Source organism: Pseudomonas lyxosi (genome assembly GCF_047758685.1).
In the GTDB taxonomy this organism is placed as follows: Bacteria; Pseudomonadota; Gammaproteobacteria; order Pseudomonadales; family Pseudomonadaceae; genus Aquipseudomonas; species Aquipseudomonas lyxosi.
The window spans coordinates 4607544-4627140 of sequence record NZ_CP180481.1 but is presented as its reverse complement, the minus strand read 5'-3'; the positions used below and the strand labels follow the sequence as shown (position 1 = coordinate 4627140).

The following is a 19597-nucleotide window of genomic DNA, read 5'->3' as shown; positions in this document are numbered from 1 at the left end:
CGATCAATCCGGGAAGCGCAAAGTGATGTGATCGCTGTCGGCGACCGCCTGGCATGCCAACGTCCAGCCTTCAGCCAGCTCGTTTTTGTCCAACACATCATTCACGCGTAAATTCACTTTTCCGCTCACCAACGTGCACATGCAGGTGGCACAGGCACCTGCGCGACAGGAATAAGGCGCATCAATACCAGCGCGCAGCATGGCGTCGAGCAGGGATTCCTGATTGGTGCAGGTCAATTGGTGACGCTCTCCATCGAGCGTGACGTCAAGACGCACTTCCTTGACCGGGCCATCGCCTTGAATCGGCACGACCTCAGCCCCTTCTTCAGGCAAGGACACGAAGCGCTCGACATGGATCCGTGCCTGGGGAATCTCCAGACCGTGCAGCGCCTCGACCGACGCATCCATAAAAGGCCCTGGACCGCAGATAAAACAATTGGCCTGGCGCCACGGCCGGGCCAGTTCCGCAAGTTGGGCGACCGAAGGAATACCCTGAACCGAGTCCAGCCAATGCAGGACTTGCAGGCGTGATGGGTGGGCGGCAGCAAGGGTTTTCAACTCATCACGGAAGATGATCGAGGCTTCATCGCGATTGGCATAGATCAGACAGATCCGTCCCGTACCCGCCACCAACACCGAGCGCAGGATCGACAGCACTGGGGTGATGCCACTGCCCCCTCCAAAGAGCAAGAAGTCGCCTTCGAAGGATTTCGGCGTAAATACGCCAGCAGGTGGCAGCACCTGCAACTCATCACCGGCGTTCAGGTTATCGCAGACCCAATTGGAGCCCCGCCCGTCGCGAACGCGCTTGACGGTGACCCGCATCGCGCCGTCGACCAAGGGCGAACTGGCCAGAGAGTAACAACGGGGCAAGTGCCGCTCGCCAACGGGTAAACGCAATGTGAGGAACTGCCCCGGCCGATAGCGAAAGGTGTCAGCCAACGACAGCGGAACATCGAACACGAGGGACTTGGCGTCCAGCGTTTCTTCAATGACGGTTCGGATACGAAGGGTGTGATAAACCGGGCCGCTCATGTTTCAAGATCTCCTGCTCAACCGAGCGCCACCAGAAATGCATTATCGACTCGCATTTCAGCACCATTGATATATCGCGATTCATCCGAGACGAGGAACACAATCAGATTGGCTACATCCTCTGGCTCACAGAAAGGCGACTTGGGATTGTCAGCAAAGCTGAGGTCGTCATTCCCGCTCCAGATGGCAGCCGTCATCGGTGTGCGGATCCCGCCGGGAATGATCGTATTGCAACGGATTCGATAGCCATGATTGCGGCAATGCACGGCCACATTACGTGTCAGAGCAGCCACGGCCCCCTTGGAAGCCGAGTAAGCGCACATGCCAGGGTGACCTGCGACAGCGGCGGTGGACGCGAGGTTGACGATTGCCCCACCCTTCTCACGCAGAGCCTGAATTGCGTATTTGCAGCCAAGGAAAGTTCCGTCGGCGTTGATCGAAAGTGTTCGCCGCCACTCTTGCAGACTGGTCTGCTCGATATCTTCAGTCGGGAAAATACCCGCGTTATTGACCACCGCGTCCAGGCGTCCGAAATGCGCATAAGTCACAGCGAGAGCCTGTTCCCAATCATGTTCATCGGTGATGTTCAAACGTATGAACAGCGCAGCCTCACCCAAGCTTTGAGCGGTCTCACGACCCTTGTGCTCATCAACATCGGCGACGACCACACACGCGCCCTGGTTAACCAATGCTTGTGCGGCGGCTTGCCCCACACCACTGGCTGCGCCGGTGATCAACACCACCTTGTCTTGCATGCGAGTCTTCAAAAGCGCGCCCCTTACTTTTTGTAATTGGTTCCGGGATGTCTGGATTCTCGGATTCAATGCGTTTGGACTCATCGTCCAATAGGACTATCGCCAGTGGTTTAAATCTTTACCGCAAAAAAACGCCCCTTTTATGGGGCGCCATGATCAGTGTGTGAAGGGGAGCAATGATCAAAAAAAAAAGCGTGCTACTCCACCACTGCCGAAGAGAACTCAGGAGGATCACCGAGGAACGCACGATGGGATGGAGGCTGTATGCCACCCTCATCCTGCACGCCGTAATCCACTGCCAATTCGGCGGCATAGAAGACTTTTCCTGAACGCGCCTGTCGCTCGCTGTCCAGATACAACGCCGCCACTACCCGCCCAAGAAACTCCGGCGTTTCGCCCATGGCCAGCCAGTCGCCGTACTTCTCCGGCTCCGCCGCACAGACAGCCAAGGTCCGCTCGGTTTTGACCAGCCCCGGCCACAGAGACACAACACTGACTCCAAATGCGCGAAAGTCGTGAGCCATGTCATGGGACATTTTGTCGGTCGCAGCTTTTGCACCGCCATAAGCCGGGCCATGCATATAGCAACGTCCGCCAGCGGAAGAAATATTGACGATCAACCCCTGGGTTTCCAGCAGCAAGGGCGCCGCGTGATAACAGGCGACATACACCGAATGCATACCGACCCCGAATAACTCGGTCATCGTCAGCGGCTTCTTCCAGAACGGCGCGATATCCGTCAGCTCTGCAGGAATGGCGATGGCACAGTTGACCAGAATATCGAGCCGCCCCTGCTCACGCTGAACCCGCTCGAACAAGGCCTGGACCTGAGCATCGTCGGCATGATCACAGACCACGGCGATGCCCTGTCCGCCTGCCTGATCGATATCTTCAGCGGTGCGATAAACTGTGCCGGGTAAAGGCGCATCACCTTCACGCACACTGCGTCCTGTCACGTAGACCGTAGCGCCCGCGGCACCGAGCGCGAGTGCTACGCCACGGCCAACGCCTCGACTCGCACCCGTAACTAAGCAGATTTTTCCTTCAAGCATTTTTCTCTCCCGCAAGATGGTTGGCGGCGATGAAACCGAATGTCAACGCGGGTCCAAGCGTGGCGCCCGCCCCCGGATAAGAAGGCCCGGTTACCGAGGCCGAAGTATTGCCGGTGGCATAGAGGCCGACGATAGGCTGCCCGGACTCGTTCAACACCCGAGCGAACTCATCGGTCACCAGGCCACCCTTGGTTCCGATCTCTCCCGCGTCGAGTTTCAGTGCGTAGAACGGTGGTTTCAGGATCGGTCCAAGACACGGATTCGGCTTGACGGTAGGGTCGCCATAGAACAAGTCATACTGGTTACCGCCCTTTGCAAAATCTGTATCGATACCCGTGGCCGCGTAGCGGTTGATACGCTGCACGCTGTCCGTCAGACCTGCTGCATCGACACCAATGGCGCTGGCGAGGGATTCGAGGGTTTGACCGCGAAAGAACACATTGCCCAGCCAATCACGTGGCAGCAGCGAATCAGGCATGACTGAAGCAGAGACCAGCGGACCTGCGTTGTACTTGCGCCGGAAGTTAGCGTCGAAAATCATCCAGGCCGGTAGATTGGCTTTCGTCCTGGCGTGGTCTTCATACATCGCCAGGACGAAGTCCAGGTAGTCCTGCGCTTCGTTGGCAAAGCGTTTGCCCAGTCGATTGACCACGATGCACCCTGGCAAGGCGCGCTCGGAAAACAAGCCGCGCTGTTTCTCCTCACCCGGTACATGTACGGTAGGAGTCCACCAGGCATGCTGCATCAGATCCACCGCAGCCCCCAGCTGTTGTCCGGCCAGAATCGCATCCCCGGTATTGCAGGGTGGCGCTGCAGTCCAATCGGTTTGAGTGGGCTTGGGCAAGTACTGTTCACGCATCTGCTGATTGCGCTCAAATCCACCGGCAGCCAGCACAACGCCCTTGCGGGCACGTATGAACAGCTCCCGACCCTGATAAGTCACATCTACGCCAACCACACGGCCGTCCTCTTCACGCAGACTTTTTAACGGTGTGTTCAACCGAATCGCAATGTTGCGATCCAGCAACGACCGCAGAAGTGAGCCCACCAGCGCGTTGCCCATGGTCAACCGACGATCGCGCTTGCTGCGAAGCCGGCCAGGCAAGTCCAGCCAGTATTTGCAGCCCAGCTTGAACGCAAGCCTCTTCCAACCGGGGACCCGGGCCAACAGGGTCATGGCTTCGAACGTGGTCATGCCCATTCGCCCGAATATAAGCATGGTGGGAGACGTTTCACGCAATCGGGATAATAGCGAACCGAGGGAGCGACCATCGAACGCCAAAGGATCGAGGGTCCGGTAGCCAAGTTTGGCACCGGGCAAATCCTGATAATAATCGGCGTAATTGGGCACGGCGCGATAACGCATGCGCGTCTTTTCTTCGGCATAGCGCAACATGAGTGGCGCCTGTTCGACATAGGCACGAATGCGCTCAGGGGCCACTTCTCCTTTGGCCGCAGCAACCAGATACGCCTTTGCGTCTTCTATGCTGTCGCTACCGCCGCTGGCTGCAATGTGGTCGTTGTTGGGAATCCAGATCCCCCCACCCGACACTGCAGACGTGCCGCCGTATTTGTCGGTTTTTTCGATCACCAGTACCGACAACCCCAAGTCGTGGGCTCGGGCAGCCGTCAGCATCGCGCCCGCCCCGGTCCCGACCACCACCACATCGTATGCTTCTTCCCGGCTTGCTATCGCATTCATGGCCTGATCTTGTCGTTATTATTGGCGGGACTGAAAGACGCCCAGAGGCGCTTAAACAGTAGTGTCTTTATTCTCAAGACCACAGAGCACCCCTCCGAAGTTGCGCCCCACAGGGTCCGCATAGTTGGCGACGTGTGCTCGCCCCGCATGAATATCGAGGAAATAGCGCACCACCGGATGGCTTTGATAAAGCCCGGAACCGCCACAAGCCTTGAGTAGACGACTGACATGATGCGCGCAGATTTCCGGCGCCTGAGACGATTGGAAGCGATACAGCAAACGGTCTTCGATAGGGGCCGGCTCACCCTTCTCAGCAGCGCTCATTAGCGCCTCGAAATTGCGAAACAATGTCGTTTTGAGTTGATCAACCGCTGAAGCCGCTTCGCTGGCCACCAGTTGAGCCGATGGATCATTGGCCGTCGCACCGAGGAAATTGCGACTGACTTGCACTGCTGCACTCGCTCGAAATGCATTCAGCGCGCCCTGCAGACCACCGATACAGGAAGACGACACTGCACGCACAAACACCTGCGCAAATGGCAGAAGGTACAGCGGCGCATCGTTGATGGCCAAACCTGGACGGGCCGCAACCGAATCGTCACGGGTGCGATGGGTTCGATACTCCGGAACGAAAACATCCTCGACCACAATATCATGGCTCCCGGTGCCCTTGAGGCCGAAGGTATTCCAGTTGCGGACGATCTCGTAGTCACTTTTTGGCAACAGAAAAGTGCGGTATTCAGGTACACCACCCTCGTCGCTGGGAGGAACCATTCCCCCCAGGAAAATCCACTCGACATGTTCGCAACCGCTGGAGAAACTCCAACGCCCGCTCAAACGAAACCCCTTCTCTGCCGGGGTGACTTTACCGACAGGCATGTAAGTTGAGCCCACCAGAATGGAAGTATCGCTCCCCCAAACGTCGTCCTGGGCACGCTCGTCGAACAAGGCCATCTGCCAAGGATGGACCCCCAACACACCGTAGATCCAGGCGGTCGACATACAGCCCTCGGCCAAGGTCATCTGCACCTTGTAGAAGGTCGCCGGTGACATTTCATAACCGCCATACCGTTTGGGTTGCAAGACCCGAAAGAAACCGGCTTCCAGCATTTCACGGATCGTTTCATCGGGGACCTTACCGTCTCGCTCCGCCTGTTCTGCACGCTCAAGCAACCGCGGCACCATCGCGCGAGCACGCTGTACGAGGTCGTACTCACTCGGGATGGCCGTCTTGGGTACGGACTGAATGGACATGCAATTTCTCCCTATAAAAGCCTGATGGTCACACCAGAGACTGTGTGCCTTTAACCCTATCCTTCCATTCGCACGGGCCCCAGGCATCGTCCAAAAAGACTAACGGCCAGCTCCTCCCCCGACGGGTGTTTCACTGACGCAAAAAAAAGGCGAACCAGGATCAACCCGGTCCACCCTCCACCCGTCTTGCATCTGTCAAATCATGCCGTGCGACCGGCCTGTAGCGGCGTGGAACATTCATCCCCGGAATCTTCCTGCTCGAACACGTGATGCATCGCGGGCGATTCCACTTTGGTAACGGTTTCGAAGATCTTGCGCTCACTCACATCTGCCGGCAGATCTGCGACGTCGGTGTAGAACTGCGAGTACCACTTGCGTAACTGATAAATCGGGCCGTCGTTCTCACAGAGCATAGGATTGTCGATTCGCACCTTGTTGTCCCAGATCAATTGGTCCTGGGCGAAGGCATCAAACACCGCCTTCGAATACGCTTCGGCCAACGCTTCGTTCTCGGCGTCCGACATCCCTGGCACGCGCTTGACGATCACACCAAAACGCTGATGAAAGCTGTTGAGATCCCGCGGCACATGCGAGTTCAACAGGATCGACTCAATGGCCATACCGCCTTGCTCGGCGATCATATGGGTAATGTGGTAAGCCGGTCCGAAATAGGTGTTGTAGGTACTCAACCCTCCTTCCGTCAGCGTTTCACTGCCACCAATGGTGATTTGACTGGCCTTGTGCCCTTCAAAAATGTTGGCGAAATAATCATTCGGAGCATGGTGGACCGCATTAAAGTGACCTTCGTCCGCCAAGTTGTCGACCAGCTCGCGGCAGTTGGTATTGAACAGCCAATACTTGACGCTCCAGTCCGTCCACTCATCAGAGAAACAGGCATCGATGCGCGGAATCTCGACTTCTGGCGGCGGTTGATTACCCTCCGGGTCGTTGTAGACGAACAACAGTAGATTTTGCTCACGAGTTGGCCAGGTTTTGGTCTTGGCTCTTGGCGGAATTCGTTTGCAGTAAGGAATGCTGTTGCATTTGCCATCTGCCCCCCAACTCCAGTGATGGAAAGGGCAAACGACAGAGTTGCCTTGCACTTCTCCCATACTCAGATCGGCGCCCATGTGAATGCAGTACGCATCGAGTATATGCACATTGCCGTCTTCACCCTGAAAGGCTACCAGCTTGGTGCCAAACACATCGAGCTTATGTGGCTTGCCGTCTTTGTAATCCTGCGCCAACCCCAGACAATGCCAGCCACGGGCGTAACGCTCCGGGATCGCTTGTGTCTCGATCTTGTGTCCCAGTGCCATCTCTCTCTCCTCAAAACGTAGCGCACGTTGGCGCCGAATCCAGCCGGACCACATAAAGCGCGCGCGTCAGGCACGCATCGCGCTCAGGTTTTGCTCACGTTAGGCGCCACCTTCGATCTGCACATACCCCATTTGGACGAGTTACCGGTTAGTCCGTGCGGACGATGCTGCGCAGACGTCTCTCACGCTAGAACAATGTTTATTTCAAAGTTGGAGCACGACCCCATGCGCATCTGCAAAAACAAGGTCGCTGTCGTGACCGGGGCGGCCAGCGGCATCGGCAAAGGCCTGGCACTTGCACTGGCCAAGCGCGGCTGCAAGCTGGTGCTGGCGGATATCAACTTGACTGGTCTGGAGCAGGTTCACGCCGAGGTGCGCGCGCAGGGTGTCACGACCATGTCTGTCGAAACGGATGTCGCCGAGTCCGCTGCTGTTGAGAACCTGGCCATCAGGGCATTCGAACAGTTCGGCCGCGTCGACCTGCTGATCAATAATGCTGGAGTGTTGAGCAGCGGTGCCAGCTGGGAACTCGATGTACAAGAATGGAAGCGAGTGCTGGACATCAATCTGTGGAGCGTGATTCATGCCATACATGCCTTCATCCCGCGACTGCTCAAACAAACAGGCGGCGCCCATGTCGTGAACATCGCCTCACTGGCCGGCCTCACCAGCGGTGCCTGGGTGGCGCCCTATACCGTGTCCAAGCATGGAGTGATCGCACTGAGCGAATGCCTGGCTGCGGAAATGGCAGCTACTGAACATCCGATCACCATCTCGGTGGTCTGCCCTGCTGCTATCAGCACAGGTATCGCCCGAAACCTGAATGACAATGGCTCCGTCCACGGAGGGGAGCTGAATGCACATTTACGTGATTTGATCAGCCATGCCATGTCCCCCGAAGTCCTGGCTGAAAAGGTGCTGGCCGGGATCGAGGCACAGCAGTTCTGGATTTTCCCTCAAGAGGAAGTTCGCACAGCGGCCGAGCGCCGACTACAACGTATTTTGGCGACCACCCAGCACGATTGATTTCCTCCATAACGAACAGGAGCAGACTCATGCCACTTCACCCACAAGCCAAGGCCGCCCTGGAGTTACTGTCCTTGATGCCGCCGATGGACTACAGCATGGACGGCGCCCAGATCCGCGCTGTCTTGGCCCAGATGCCCGAAGGCCAATCACCCTTCAGTCCCGGCGATGAGGTACGGCGTATCGAAGACCTCAGTATCGAAGGCCCCGCTGGCCGACTGAGCTTGCGCCTGTATTATCCCGACGCTGAAGGTCCGCTACCCATTACCCTTTATCTGCACGGTGGTGGCTTTGTCTTCGGCTCGCCACAGATGCACGACAACGTCTGCCGTTGTCTGGCTAATCGGGCAGCAAGCCTGGTAGTGTCGGTCGACTATCGCCTGGCGCCAGAAGCAAAATTTCCCGCAGCCCTGGATGACAGCCTTGCTGCGCTGAACTGGGTCGTCTCGCATGCCCCCTCGCTCGGTGGCGACCCAAGTCGCATAGCTATCGCCGGTGACAGCGCCGGTGGAAATCTGGCCACTGTGATCGCCAACATTGACGCCCAAAATGCCGCACCGACACTCTGCCATCAAGTGCTGCTATATCCGGTAACCGACTGCCGCTTCGACAGCCCCTCCTACCAGGCACGTGGCGAAGATTATTTTCTTACTACTGAAATGATGCAGTGGTACTGGGATCAGTACTTGCCTGATCAATCGGCGGCGAACGACCCACGCGCTTCTCCGTTACGAGCCACTCTTTCACCTGCCGTGGCGCCAGCCACCTTGATCACCGCCGAGTATGACCCCTTATGTGACGAGGGCGAAGCGTATGCCCAGGCACTGAGGGCGGCGGGAGTCATTGCTCGTCTTCACCGATGGGACGGGCAAATCCATGGCTTCGCCAGCATGCTCGGGGTCATCGACGCGGCCGACGAAGCCTTGAGCGTGGCAGCGACTGCCTTGCAGCTTGCTTTCAAAAAAGCACAATGAAAAATGCCCCAGCCTGAACACCGGCTGGGGCATTTGAGGATCGCTGACTCAGCGCTCAAAGTTCGCTATTGGAAGGCACTGGCACCGAGCTATCTGCGCGCTTGCGTTTGACCAGCCAAAGCATGATCGCCAGACCAACGAAGATCAGACCGACACCGAAAAATGCACCGTGGATGCTGTAAAGAGTCCTCAGAGGGCCAACCGCCAATGGGTTAAGGAACTGCCCGAGGAACACCGCACTCAAGAGCAATCCAACCGCCCGTGCTCGCACGGGTTCCGGCGCACGGGACAAAATCATTGACACCGTAATCGGCTCCACCAGACCCGCCCCGATCCCGGTAATCACACAACCCAGGATCAATCCGAAGACGCTGTGAGCAGTGGCCATGACCAGGCAGCCGATGCCCAGAGCGAGCGCCGTGAGCACCAACACTGCTCTTGGCTCTAAGCGACGGCGCAAGTAACCGAAGCTACCAGCGGCAATCGCAGCCACCAGTGAGTATGCCGATAGCACCAGACCTCGAGTCGTCGCGCTCTCGACTCCATCAGCCTCAAGTAGAAACGGTCCCTGAATGCCCGGCATGAATAGGCCGATGGTCAAAATAATGGTCAGCAAATAAAGCGGCCAAAGGCTGTGTATCGGAAATCTGACGTCGTTAAAAATACGTTCTACCGCTCGATGTCTAGCCACTACAAACCAGCCCAAAAGCACCACAGGCAAACCTAGCAGGTAGAGTACGAAAGGCCCTCGCCATCCCAATAAATCCACCAGATGCCCGCCGGCGACCATCGCGACTATGGCCATCAGCGCCGCGCCCGCCCCGGCAAAACCGAGTACGCGCTCACGAAGGTGTCCCTGGAAATCCCCCGCCAATGCAAATGAAATGGTTAGCAGCCCACCGCCAGCAACACCCAACAATAATCGTGAGCCGATCAGCAACCAGGGATCGCTCAACAACATCACACAAGCACCCGAAAGGCTGAACAGAAACAGACAACTGAGCAGTACCAATCGACGCCCGATACGCTCAGCGAGATAGCCCATTAGGGGAGCGGCGAGAATGACCATGACCGCTGGAATCGTCATCACCAATTGCGCAAAGAGTGCCCCGTCACCTTCTGCGGCGAACTGTACCGCCATGGCCGGTAGCGCAGGCGCCGCCGCCATAGGGATCAGTGCAACCAGCGCAGGGCCGGCCACGACCACACACGCTTTGGCGTTTTCGTTGTGGCCTAAAGCGGCCGCAGTACTGCCATCGTTCATCATGGTCATCCTCTGCTTATTCTTGTTTGAGAATCGGACACTACATTTGCGGGCAGAACATAACCACTCAAGGCCACTCCAGCCTGACCGCGCCATTGGCATGCACGATTTCATTCCCGTATGCGTGCATCTCAATTTCAACCCAGCGCATTGGCGTGGCCCCTGAATCGCTGACAGAACCCTCAATGCGTAACGTGTTTCCTGCATAACACGGAGCACCTAGCCGAATGCTCATCCTGCTCAGACGCGCCTCGGTTCCTGCCCATTGACTGACGAAGCGCTCGACATAGGCAGCGCTGGAAAAGATATTCAAGAAAAGTTCTGGGTGCCCCAACTTACGGACTGTATCGAGATCATGGTGAATCGGATGAAAATCACGGGTGGCCATGGCACTGGTAACGATGCTGCTGGTCGTCACCTCAGCCCGCAATGTCGGCAAAGATTGGCCGACACAAATATCTTCAAAACGCACAGGCGAAACACTGGTCATGATGACTCCTTCGGCATATAGCACAACTGGCGGAAGTGCAGGACTGCAACCTTTTCATCGTCCTGAGCAAATACGTCCTGGCGCACAGTGAAGAAGTATCCGTCACCCAACCCTGTAGATTTGCGATCACTCACCAACACAAGGGTACTGACACTATAAAGCCGCTCACCTACGCGAAGGTATCTAACAAACTCCTGATCAACATTGACGCCGACCAGACCGGTATAACCTCCCTCACTGAACAGCCGGATAATTTCCGTCGCATCCACTTGCGCCGAGCCTTCCGGCCGCCAGCCTGAAGGGCCCGGCTGAAGCCAGACCTGCAACATACTCGGTGGAGCCAACTGTGCGTCACTGCATTCACCCACGCCTACCCGATAGCGTGGATCATCGACGCCGTGAGCCTCGCACCAGTGTCGAATCATGCTTGGATTCACGGGATCACACGCCAATACCCGAGCATAAGGCTGATCGAGGCGCGCTTGAATCCGTGATAACCAATCACCGGTTTGGGCATTCACACTCATAACACCTCGAAAAGCCCGGCGGCTCCCATGCCACCGCCGATACACATGGCCACAACGACATATTTAACGCCGCGACGTCGGCCTTCGAGCAAGGCATGGTTGACCATCCGCGTGCCACTCATTCCAAAGGGGTGCCCAATGGCAATAGCTCCGCCGTTGACGTTAAGCCTGTCTTGAGGAATACCCAACTGATCGCGGCTGTAAATCACCTGACAGGCAAATGCCTCGTTGATCTCCCACAGCCCAATATCCTTGACCGCCAACCCGTGCTGCTTGAGTAGTTTGGGAATAGCGTAAACCGGACCGAGGCCCATTTCTTCGGGTTTACAGCCAGCCACAGCAAGGCCGAGGTAGGCCCCCAGCGGTTGTAATCCGCGGCGCTTTGCTTCAGCAGCACTCATCAGCAGACTGGCGGCGGCTCCGTCGGACAGTTGCGAGGCGTTGCCCGCGGTTATGTATTCTCCTTCAGCGATCCAATTGCCCCCCTTCCAAACCGGCTTCAGGTTAGCCAGGCTCTCGAGTGTTGTATCTGCCCGATTGCATTCATCCTGGGTGAGGGTGACCAGTTCATGGCCAAGGCTGTTGCCTTCTTTGTCGAACAGCTGTTTGGCCGTGGTGATAGGTACGATTTCCTCGCTGAATAGGCCATCACGTTGAGCCGCTGCGATACGTTGTTGGCTTTGCAGGGAGTACTCATCTTGCAAGGCACGCGGGATCGCATATTTCTTCGCGACGATTTCAGCGGTTTCAATCATCTGGATATATGCGCTGGGCGCGACCTCCAGCACCGCTTTGGACTGGAGCCGATAAGTATTTTTGTGTTTGTTCTGGATCAGCGAAATTGACTCCAGACCACCGGCCACTGCAATGTTCAGTTCGCCACACATGATGCCCTTGGCGACCGTCGCGATGCTCATCAATCCCGATGCGCACATCCGGTCCACCGCCATGCCAGGCACAGAGTCAGGCAGGCCGCCCGTGTAAGCGCACAACCGACCCAGATTGTAGCCCTGAGTCCCCTGTTGAGCCGCTACGCCGATGACCACATCATCGACCTCGGAAGATTCGATACCTGCCCGTTCGACCACTGCACGAACTACATGCCCCCCGAGTACTGGCGCTTCAGTGTCATTGAAAGCCCCTCGATAGGCCTTGCCCATTGCCGTGCGCGCTACGGATACGATGACCGCCTGTGTCATTTGTCATTTCCTATTCTGAAGAAGTAGAACTTGGCCAGATGCTGGCCGAGAGAACAAGCTGACTCATCGTCCATCAGGACTAGAGCAAAGGCCGAGGATTCATTCGTTGTTCACACTCGCCGCATTGAGAAACGCAGGGCGCTCGCCCCCGCCATGGACCAGCAGGTCTACCCCACTGATGTACGCCGCCTGCGAAGAGGCCATGAACAAGCAGGCTTCACCGATATCCGAAGGTTGTGCCATACGTCCAAGTGGCACGGTAGCGGACACCGCAGCGATGCCGTCATCATCGCCATAATGCAAATGAGACTGCTCGGTTTGTACCAGCCCGGGGCTGACGCAGACCACGCGGACTTTGGGCGCCCACTCCACCGCCAAGGATTTGGTTAAACTGAGCACGCCAGCCTTGGCCGCCGCATAGGTAGCACTACCCGGCCTGGCCGAGTAAGCGCCCACGCTGCCGATGAACAAAATGACTCCTCCCGTGTCCTGATCCTGCATAAAGGCATTCGCCCGCAATGCAGTAAGCAACGGTGCGGTCAGATTCAGGCTGATCAACGACTCGTGAAAGCGAGCTGAACCGCTGGCTGCAAGAGAATAAGGGGTACCGCCGGCATTTTTAACCAACACATCAAGCCGGCCATAACGCTCATGGATATGGGAGAAGAGTCTGTCCAGATCGGCGCTCTCACGAATATCTGCAGGAAAAAAATCCGCCGACCGCCCCTCTACGCCCGGCAATGTCAGTGGAGAATTGCGTCCGCACACCAGCACCGTGGCGCCGGCCTTCAGGAAGCACTCTGCTATCCCGAAGCCAATTCCTTTGGTGCCACCTGTAACCAACACCACTTTATTGGTGAAATCTCGTTCGACAGTCATACCCGACGCTCTCTCTGGAATTGGCCTTTGGATCTGATCCTAAAGGTCAAACAGATGGGCGTCTTAGTCTGAAGAGACGATAGAGAGCGTTTAACAACGCAGCGCAACGATCGGCAGTGCGTAGATCTCTCTGAATGCACGAGAGGCCAGGCGCGAGCGAAGGTGTCGCTTCCAACCTCCGTTTGGACCAGGACGGGTGCCAGACCTCTGAGTAGAGTCGAACGAAAATACAATATTAAGGAACAGTCGCATGACTTGGAGTTCTGGCCCCGTAGTTGCCAACCCACCAATCGTATCGACGCCCCTGAAAACTCCTGGAGCTGAATACAATGAAAGACCAAACGTTAGCGGCCCTTGAAGTGCGTCTCGCAGAGGTTGAAGCCCGTCTGGCAATCATAGATCTCGAGGCAGAATATGCACGGAGTTGGGATGCCGGCGATGGTGATGGCTGGGCAGCGCTGTTCACAAGTGATGGCGTGCTCGACTTGGCCCCCGTCGGTGCCCAAAAACGCCAGATCATCACCGGAAGCGCAAAACTCTCAGCCTTTTGCCGGGGCATCGACGCTTTCTACAAGGGGCTGCACTTCATGCATCTTCCCCGAATTCAACTCATCGGTGACAGGGCTTATAGTCGGTTGCATTTTCAGTGGATTGGTTTGTTCAGGCCTAATGCCAACTATAACGGACAGCGAAGTGCTGCGGGTTACTATGATGTTACTTATCACCTCGTGAATGCCAGGTGGCTTATAAAACATCGGCTGGACAAGGCTGTCTCCGGCCAAACTGTGGAAAACTTCGATCTCTACATTAAAGGCGATTTCGGCCCAAAGGCGACAGACGATAATTTCGTCAAGTCATAAATTAATGCTCGGCTGGTTCAGCTTGACCGTATTGTCAGGATGCATCTTGAACCCAGATGGAGTACATCGCTAGCAGGAACACCAGCGTCATGATGGTACCGACGAACGTGCCGCCGATCAGCGTGTAGGGCAGCTAAATGGCCAGAGAGGTGCTCTCCGTTGGCCGCCTGACTTGGGGTTTGACGTGAAATCTAGCTGATTCGCGTTAGGATATCGGTGGCGAGCTGACGGATTTGATCAACCCCTTATTCCAAGGTGGTCAACCTACGAGGATATTAGATCTGATAAGGGAATGTTATCCGCCGTTGTTTCCGAAGACGGAAATTTCAGTCCGATTAGCGTATTCAATATTACCAACCAGTTACTCCGGGTCGACGCAACGCCGTTACACAACCGTACAAGTACGCGCTGGCCAATGAAAAAACCTGTGAATATTGCACCCAGCCCTCTCGTTCGTTTTGAGCGACAATATCGAAATTAATGTAGGCACAGGCTTCATTGATGGATTAGGGAACATGCTGTCTATTGTTAAAATTTCATCGGATCTGCAAAATCAGACTGATAACGAGATTGGTAACAATAAAAATTCGACCCTGGCGTTATCGGATCGACCATCAATTTGGCCCTGACATGGTGGGCGTTCCTGGCATGGCCGGGAGGGCAATAATCATAGAGATCTTTTAATGGATTAATCACAATGTCGGAAACATCATCACAAAATATAAATGGTAAAGAGGCGTTATAAATCCGCGCACTGCCATCTTGAAATACGACTCGCCCTTTAATACTGGGTCGGGTTGTGCGAAACTCCCCAACCACCAAATCAGGATTCACCGTCTCAAAATATGCAAGTTCACGCCGCCTTAATTCAATCAAACGATCTCTGATAGCTGAAGAGATTTTGAACTCGTTGGCGATCTGCTGACGTATTTTCGCAGCCCAGTTTGTTGCAGACATTTTTTTGAGGGACGAGTTTAAAAACCAATAAAACCTTATCGCTTTGGCTGATTCTATCAGAATCGGAAAACGACGCACCTCAATACCAGTCCATGTGGGAAACTTAGACCAAAATTTCTGTCGTTGAGATTTAGAAAGGGCATTAAGAGAGGCGCGCAATTGATATTTGCTTTCACAAACTTCTTTTACTATCCGAAATGTTTCAGGCGAGACTCGTACCAATCCAGGAAAGCGTATAGGTCGCTTGCGTGCCCATGCCTCCTCCCCCGAAAAATTTGACATCGCTTCTAGTAGTGCGCTACCGGCCACTCCGTCAAAAAGTCTTTGTGCAATTACATTAGTACCGAATTTTTGGGGAGGAACTTTCCATAGGATATTTATTTCAAGGCTAGGATCATCAAGTAATACGCCCCTCAGGTCATGTAAGTTTTTCTGCATCATGATGGCTCGATACACACAATCGCCATAAGCATCGAATGTAATTTCCATTTCACACCTACCTTGTCAGCGCGACATCCAGTGTGCACGAGCCTTTAGGGACCATTTGAGTTGCCGCGCCACTACAATAGACTCATAGTCATTTGTTTCCGACAATAATAGTTCTCTCTTCAATTCGCATATCGTCGAAGGTAGAGAAAAACAAAGTCGGGACAATGCCTTAAACAGCAAAACGCCTTCAGAGACTGAAAACAACTCCCAAAAAACCCCTAATATAAGCAACGAGAATAGACGGTTAATTAATCCCGTTGACACCATGCCATCGTCTATTTTTTTGCTCGCATCGCTCGTATCAACTGCTACCTGATATTGGGGTGGGCTTCGAAGCACTCTCGAAATTAAGCTCCTGCATTCGTGATACCTAGTATGTTGTCTTAGCGACAGACCTAAAATTGTCTCTAGTGCCGGCCAGCACTCACTCCACGGCTCCCCTTTCAATACCCCTCTTAACATTACCTGTTTAGCGCGAGACATAGTCAGAACAGCTTGAATATGAGCTCCGAACTTCCACAGGCAGGCCCATGCGCCTGCCGTCGTTCCGATAGAAGGAACCGATAGATGCATCGTTTCATAGACATAAGGCCCTTTACTTGTATAGTCTCGACAGGCCTTCGAAAAAGCCGCTCGCGCCTTTGTAGATTGAATGATTGGCTCATCCAATTGGTTCATGGGAATACCATGCTCTGGACAGGTTATTGTAATGAAGCTATCCCATGTTTTTCGCCACGAGGGATGGCGCCCGCACGTAACATCATTAAAAATACAATGCGCACAGAAAAACTTTCTGTGTCGACGTGGTCGTAACACTAACCATGGACAATCGGATATTATTCTCGATATTTCGCCTGAACCGCAATTAACTGCGTGTCCAATCACTGCAATCCCTATTTTCGAGCAAGAATAATCAGGATCAAATCCTTCGTCCCAGTTACAATTAAAATCACTAAGCAGCAAATTTATTCGCTCACATCTTTGATCCTCTTTTAAGCTTGAACGATACAGAAACGATGTTAGTGTTTCGTCATGCACGGGCTTGATTTTCTTTAAAGGGCTCACCTCACCAACCCTCCTGCTGAAAAGGTGCGCTCGCGCCTATTTTTAGTGCAGCCAAACTGATCCGTTCTTCCCCGCTAGTGATCGCATAAATCGCCGCATGTTTAATTGGCTCAATTATCCCACTTGTTACTCCGTGACTATGAGCGATCAGAAAACCAACTTTGCTTCGATCAGTAAGTCCGGATGGTTTACGCAGAGGTAGCTCAGACTCTATTACTGCTAAAAACTCTAAAAAATTAGAATCGTTTCGCCATACCGGCATTGAATATATGCAAAGTCTGCGCTCCAACTGTTCGTCACTCCGGATTGAACTCATAACTTTATCGATCCCGAAACAAAGTAACAATACAGGATTCGAACCGCAACTTAGCTCTCGCAGAAAGGTCAACGTATTTCTCTGATTTACACTATTCCCTCTCATTAGATCATGCAAATTATCAATTACAATCGCTTTGACTCCTCGCAACAAAAGAACCCTCGCCAACTCAGCCTCTAACACAGCATTGGTGGGAATTTGCTTAGGGGTAACGTGTATATTCAAATTTTTTGAAAATTGAGCGAGAAAAGCTTTATACGTGGTGCAATATCGCGGATCAAAATATATAATCGCACGGTTTTTAGAAAAAACGTGTTTTTCAAGATGCTTCAGCAAAGCAGTTTTTCCAATACCTGTTGGCCCGATAACCAACAAACAGGGTGCTTGGTTAGGGTTGTGGGTAGTTAGCATACGTCGACAAATAGCTTCAACCTTCTCAGCAGAGCTATTGTGGACCCACATCCAGTTATAAATATGAGAAATTCGATCTTCCTCCCCATTCATAGCCAGAGCACGCGCTCGCTCTGACAAATGATTCATCTTCAGAGTGTCAGTCATCAAAATATACCTTTCTCGACGGCTTTGAATCTACTCCAGTACTAATACTCCCTTTAGTCCCAATCGCTGAAAGAAGTTCATCATTAGGAACTGCCTCAAAGTGATGTTCGCTTCGTTGTTTCTGCTTTGACCTTTTTTTTCTCGCTTCTTTGGTTTTTTGCGCAGAATCCTCTACTAGTGCTTCATTTTCACGTAGTATTTCATAATACCGCGCTTCGTCTGCAGGTCTTATCCCTCGTATTTTCGCTAACTTAGCCGCACACTTTGCCTGTTCTAATGAAACATCCGGAGCCATGACATTTGCGTAATAAATATCGCGATAATGTCCATCAATTTTCAACCAGACAGTTCGTAGCGTTTCAGGGTTATAAACACAAGGATATGAATTTCCTATTTCCAGCCTGAGCGAATCATCCCAGTAGCGGAGATTATTCAACTTAATCCCTGCGCTACGAATCGCTACGGATTTCCTTGGCATGAAATCCAATTTAAAGGATTTTGGATCACTGATAATCGATGGAACATCTCTAGTACCATCGGGCAAAGTAAAATAAGCGTCCCACTTTGACTTTGGTGTAGCATTGCCAATACCAGTATGAGGTCGCAAGTGATACCGCTCAATTTCGCGCAACAACCAGTGTCGAAAATCGCTAAATGTTAAACACGCCGACACTTCACTATTATAGCCTCTGTTTGCCACAGTGTTTGAGTCTGTTTTGCCTGGTAAAAAGTGCACTGCCCCCATCGCAGTGCCAATATATCGCTCAATATGGCCGCCATGATGTTTTTCTCTGCGCCATTCCATCTTCATTGCATGAGCATCACAGGCATCAACTAACGCGGGCGTCCTAAATTCCGCCGCACGGTCAGCATGTATAACCTCAGGTACGCCATAAAACGGATATTTTACATCAGCACACCCAATTTGCTGAAGCCATCGATCTTTTGGTATGCACATATTGGCAACACAGCAAGCAACGGAGTATCGCGAGGGCGAGGACCAAGACAAGTAAATCCCTAGTATGATTCTCGTATAAAGGTCAATTGCAAAAGTTACCCAAGGCCTACCAATGGGCAAACGGTACTCGTCATCCACTAGTATTATGTCCACGGGTGTGTGATCGATCTGTACCCGCTCAAAGGGGCGGCTTATGTCGAGACTTCCTGGCTTTGGTCTTGATTCATCTGCAGCCCGTTTAGTGCCAATTCTAATTTTTGCTGTTTTGGTGGCTGGCAATTTTTTGACTCTTTGCGTAACGGCTTTGATACCAGGGCTTTTTAATCCGGCCATTTCGCACAGCCCACGTACTTTTTCGTGAAGATTTACATATGTGAAACGCTCTTTTTTTTCTAAGGTCTGTTTAATGCAATATCCAATTATCGACTCAACTTGCTCATCTAACATTACTTTTCCAGTACAGCGTCCTCGTCGTGCCTCCATGACACTCACAGGTCCTCGCTTTTCATTATAGCGCGAAAGTAATCTGTATATGGACCTCTGCCCCAGCCCCAAAACAGTCTGTAGCTCAGCTACCGCCTCTGAGTTACTGATAGTTTTAGTAAATACTTTCTGTATCTCGTTAAACCTTTCAACTGCTTTGCTTCGTTGACGAGTACCTGCAGTACCTTTTTCATCGACCCACAAGGAAACTTCTTCGGTTAATTTCTTCTCGCGCTCATTTAATATTGGTACTAGTTCACCGACAGAGATAATAAAAATCTTACCACTAGACAAGCTCCTCACCTGACACAGGCCGTCACTTAGCGTAGCAAGCACCTCGACCTGTGATGCTTCAAATTGAAAAACCCTGCCAATCGAGATTTTTATGAGCTCTGCCATATCGAAACTCCAGATATATGAAGCTCTCTCAGATTA

Annotated in this window: 18 protein-coding genes; 3 read left to right on the top strand and 15 right to left on the bottom strand. The window is 53.3% G+C overall.

Annotation, left to right across the window (positions count from 1 at the left end; translation table 11 throughout):
- Positions 1–3: 3 nt before the first annotated feature.
- The 6 genes from ACMXYI_RS21300 to ACMXYI_RS21275 all read right to left on the bottom strand — a co-directional run bounded on the left by ACMXYI_RS21300 (position 4) and on the right by ACMXYI_RS21275 (position 7117).
- Positions 4–1035 carry a ferredoxin--NADP reductase gene (locus ACMXYI_RS21300; protein ID WP_218473693.1) on the bottom strand — a complete coding sequence of 344 codons (1032 nt, stop codon included), beginning with the start codon at positions 1033–1035 and terminating at the stop codon, positions 4–6.
- 17 nt (positions 1036–1052) lie between these two features.
- Positions 1053–1790: a glucose 1-dehydrogenase gene (locus ACMXYI_RS21295; RefSeq protein ID WP_415768934.1), complete on the bottom strand. Its 738-nt coding sequence runs from the start codon at positions 1788–1790 to the stop codon at positions 1053–1055.
- Between the two features lie 197 nt (positions 1791–1987).
- Positions 1988–2842: an SDR family NAD(P)-dependent oxidoreductase gene (locus ACMXYI_RS21290; RefSeq protein WP_415768933.1), complete on the bottom strand. Its 855-nt coding sequence runs from the start codon at positions 2840–2842 to the stop codon at positions 1988–1990.
- The gene (locus tag ACMXYI_RS21285) at positions 2835–4544 is read right to left on the bottom strand and encodes an FAD-dependent oxidoreductase (RefSeq protein ID WP_415768932.1); all 1710 of its coding nucleotides are present in this window, start codon (positions 4542–4544) and stop codon (positions 2835–2837) included. The genes ACMXYI_RS21290 and ACMXYI_RS21285 overlap by 8 nt, the downstream gene beginning before the upstream one ends.
- 51 nt (positions 4545–4595) lie before the next feature.
- A complete protein-coding gene (locus ACMXYI_RS21280) occupies positions 4596–5798 on the bottom strand; it encodes an acyl-CoA dehydrogenase family protein (protein ID WP_415768931.1) in 1203 nt (400 codons plus the stop codon).
- Between the two features lie 200 nt (positions 5799–5998).
- Positions 5999–7117: a Rieske 2Fe-2S domain-containing protein gene (locus tag ACMXYI_RS21275; protein WP_415768930.1), complete on the bottom strand. Its 1119-nt coding sequence runs from the start codon at positions 7115–7117 to the stop codon at positions 5999–6001.
- Positions 7118–7342: 225 nt separating this feature from the next.
- On the opposite strand from ACMXYI_RS21275, the gene ACMXYI_RS21270 reads away from it, so the two are divergent.
- Both ACMXYI_RS21270 and ACMXYI_RS21265 read left to right on the top strand, forming a co-directional pair.
- Positions 7343–8143, top strand: coding sequence for an SDR family NAD(P)-dependent oxidoreductase (locus tag ACMXYI_RS21270; RefSeq protein ID WP_415768929.1), 801 nt, complete (start codon positions 7343–7345; stop codon positions 8141–8143).
- A gap of 29 nt (positions 8144–8172) precedes the next feature.
- Positions 8173–9117 (top strand): alpha/beta hydrolase, encoded by a 945-nt coding sequence (locus ACMXYI_RS21265; RefSeq protein ID WP_415768928.1) that lies wholly within the window; start codon positions 8173–8175, stop codon positions 9115–9117.
- Positions 9118–9172: 55 nt separating this feature from the next.
- Here the strand turns inward: ACMXYI_RS21265 and ACMXYI_RS21260 are convergent, their stop codons facing one another.
- The 5 genes from ACMXYI_RS21260 to ACMXYI_RS21240 all read right to left on the bottom strand — a co-directional run bounded on the left by ACMXYI_RS21260 (position 9173) and on the right by ACMXYI_RS21240 (position 13476).
- Positions 9173–10390, bottom strand: coding sequence for an MFS transporter (locus ACMXYI_RS21260; RefSeq protein WP_415768927.1), 1218 nt, complete (start codon positions 10388–10390; stop codon positions 9173–9175).
- A gap of 58 nt (positions 10391–10448) precedes the next feature.
- Positions 10449–10871 (bottom strand): MaoC/PaaZ C-terminal domain-containing protein, encoded by a 423-nt coding sequence (locus ACMXYI_RS21255; protein ID WP_415768926.1) that lies wholly within the window; start codon positions 10869–10871, stop codon positions 10449–10451.
- Positions 10868–11398: an FAS1-like dehydratase domain-containing protein gene (locus ACMXYI_RS21250; RefSeq protein WP_415768925.1), complete on the bottom strand. Its 531-nt coding sequence runs from the start codon at positions 11396–11398 to the stop codon at positions 10868–10870. The genes ACMXYI_RS21255 and ACMXYI_RS21250 overlap by 4 nt, the downstream gene beginning before the upstream one ends.
- Positions 11395–12597, bottom strand: a complete 1203-nt coding sequence (locus tag ACMXYI_RS21245) for an acetyl-CoA C-acyltransferase (protein WP_415768924.1) — start codon at positions 12595–12597, stop codon at positions 11395–11397. The genes ACMXYI_RS21250 and ACMXYI_RS21245 overlap by 4 nt, the downstream gene beginning before the upstream one ends.
- 99 nt (positions 12598–12696) lie before the next feature.
- Positions 12697–13476, bottom strand: coding sequence for an SDR family oxidoreductase (locus ACMXYI_RS21240; RefSeq protein WP_415768923.1), 780 nt, complete (start codon positions 13474–13476; stop codon positions 12697–12699).
- Positions 13477–13805: 329 nt separating this feature from the next.
- On the opposite strand from ACMXYI_RS21240, the gene ACMXYI_RS21235 reads away from it, so the two are divergent.
- Positions 13806–14336, top strand: coding sequence for a nuclear transport factor 2 family protein (locus tag ACMXYI_RS21235; RefSeq protein WP_415768922.1), 531 nt, complete (start codon positions 13806–13808; stop codon positions 14334–14336).
- A 528-nt stretch (positions 14337–14864) separates the two neighbouring features.
- Here ACMXYI_RS21235 and ACMXYI_RS21230 read toward each other — a convergent pair.
- The 4 genes from ACMXYI_RS21230 to ACMXYI_RS21215 all read right to left on the bottom strand — a co-directional run bounded on the left by ACMXYI_RS21230 (position 14865) and on the right by ACMXYI_RS21215 (position 19561).
- A complete protein-coding gene (locus ACMXYI_RS21230) occupies positions 14865–15782 on the bottom strand; it encodes a DNA replication terminus site-binding protein (RefSeq protein ID WP_415768921.1) in 918 nt (305 codons plus the stop codon).
- 15 nt (positions 15783–15797) lie between these two features.
- The gene (locus ACMXYI_RS21225; protein WP_415768920.1) at positions 15798–16460 is read right to left on the bottom strand and encodes a hypothetical protein; all 663 of its coding nucleotides are present in this window, start codon (positions 16458–16460) and stop codon (positions 15798–15800) included.
- 388 nt (positions 16461–16848) lie between these two features.
- Entirely contained in the window at positions 16849–17721 is an 873-nt protein-coding gene (locus tag ACMXYI_RS21220) for a TniB family NTP-binding protein (RefSeq protein WP_150637036.1), read from the bottom strand.
- The gene (locus tag ACMXYI_RS21215) at positions 17714–19561 is read right to left on the bottom strand and encodes a Mu transposase C-terminal domain-containing protein (RefSeq protein ID WP_415768919.1); all 1848 of its coding nucleotides are present in this window, start codon (positions 19559–19561) and stop codon (positions 17714–17716) included. Before ACMXYI_RS21215 ends, ACMXYI_RS21220 begins: the two co-directional genes overlap by 8 nt.
- Positions 19562–19597: the final 36 nt, after the last annotated feature.

Bases quoted from the DNA above. Each gene is read 5' to 3' on its own strand.
- ACMXYI_RS21245 (WP_415768924.1), bottom strand. From the start codon at position 12,597: ATGACACAGGCGGTCATCGTATCCGTAGCGCGCACGGCAATGGGCAAG.
- ACMXYI_RS21235 (WP_415768922.1), top strand. From the start codon at position 13,806: ATGAAAGACCAAACGTTAGCGGCCCTTGAAGTGCGTCTCGCAGAGGTT.
- ACMXYI_RS21290 (WP_415768933.1), bottom strand. From the start codon at position 2,842: ATGCTTGAAGGAAAAATCTGCTTAGTTACGGGTGCGAGTCGAGGCGTT.
- ACMXYI_RS21225 (WP_415768920.1), bottom strand. From the start codon at position 16,460: ATGAACCAATTGGATGAGCCAATCATTCAATCTACAAAGGCGCGAGCG.
- ACMXYI_RS21275 (WP_415768930.1), bottom strand. From the start codon at position 7,117: ATGGCACTGGGACACAAGATCGAGACACAAGCGATCCCGGAGCGTTAC.
- ACMXYI_RS21240 (WP_415768923.1), bottom strand. From the start codon at position 13,476: ATGACTGTCGAACGAGATTTCACCAATAAAGTGGTGTTGGTTACAGGT.
- ACMXYI_RS21220 (WP_150637036.1), bottom strand. From the start codon at position 17,721: ATGACTGACACTCTGAAGATGAATCATTTGTCAGAGCGAGCGCGTGCT.
- ACMXYI_RS21280 (WP_415768931.1), bottom strand. From the start codon at position 5,798: ATGTCCATTCAGTCCGTACCCAAGACGGCCATCCCGAGTGAGTACGAC.
- ACMXYI_RS21255 (WP_415768926.1), bottom strand. From the start codon at position 10,871: ATGACCAGTGTTTCGCCTGTGCGTTTTGAAGATATTTGTGTCGGCCAA.
- ACMXYI_RS21230 (WP_415768921.1), bottom strand. From the start codon at position 15,782: ATGGAAATTACATTCGATGCTTATGGCGATTGTGTGTATCGAGCCATC.
- ACMXYI_RS21285 (WP_415768932.1), bottom strand. From the start codon at position 4,544: ATGAATGCGATAGCAAGCCGGGAAGAAGCATACGATGTGGTGGTGGTC.
- ACMXYI_RS21265 (WP_415768928.1), top strand. From the start codon at position 8,173: ATGCCACTTCACCCACAAGCCAAGGCCGCCCTGGAGTTACTGTCCTTG.
- ACMXYI_RS21250 (WP_415768925.1), bottom strand. From the start codon at position 11,398: ATGAGTGTGAATGCCCAAACCGGTGATTGGTTATCACGGATTCAAGCG.
- ACMXYI_RS21300 (WP_218473693.1), bottom strand. From the start codon at position 1,035: ATGAGCGGCCCGGTTTATCACACCCTTCGTATCCGAACCGTCATTGAA.
- ACMXYI_RS21215 (WP_415768919.1), bottom strand. From the start codon at position 19,561: ATGGCAGAGCTCATAAAAATCTCGATTGGCAGGGTTTTTCAATTTGAA.
- ACMXYI_RS21260 (WP_415768927.1), bottom strand. From the start codon at position 10,390: ATGACCATGATGAACGATGGCAGTACTGCGGCCGCTTTAGGCCACAAC.
- ACMXYI_RS21270 (WP_415768929.1), top strand. From the start codon at position 7,343: ATGCGCATCTGCAAAAACAAGGTCGCTGTCGTGACCGGGGCGGCCAGC.
- ACMXYI_RS21295 (WP_415768934.1), bottom strand. From the start codon at position 1,790: ATGCAAGACAAGGTGGTGTTGATCACCGGCGCAGCCAGTGGTGTGGGG.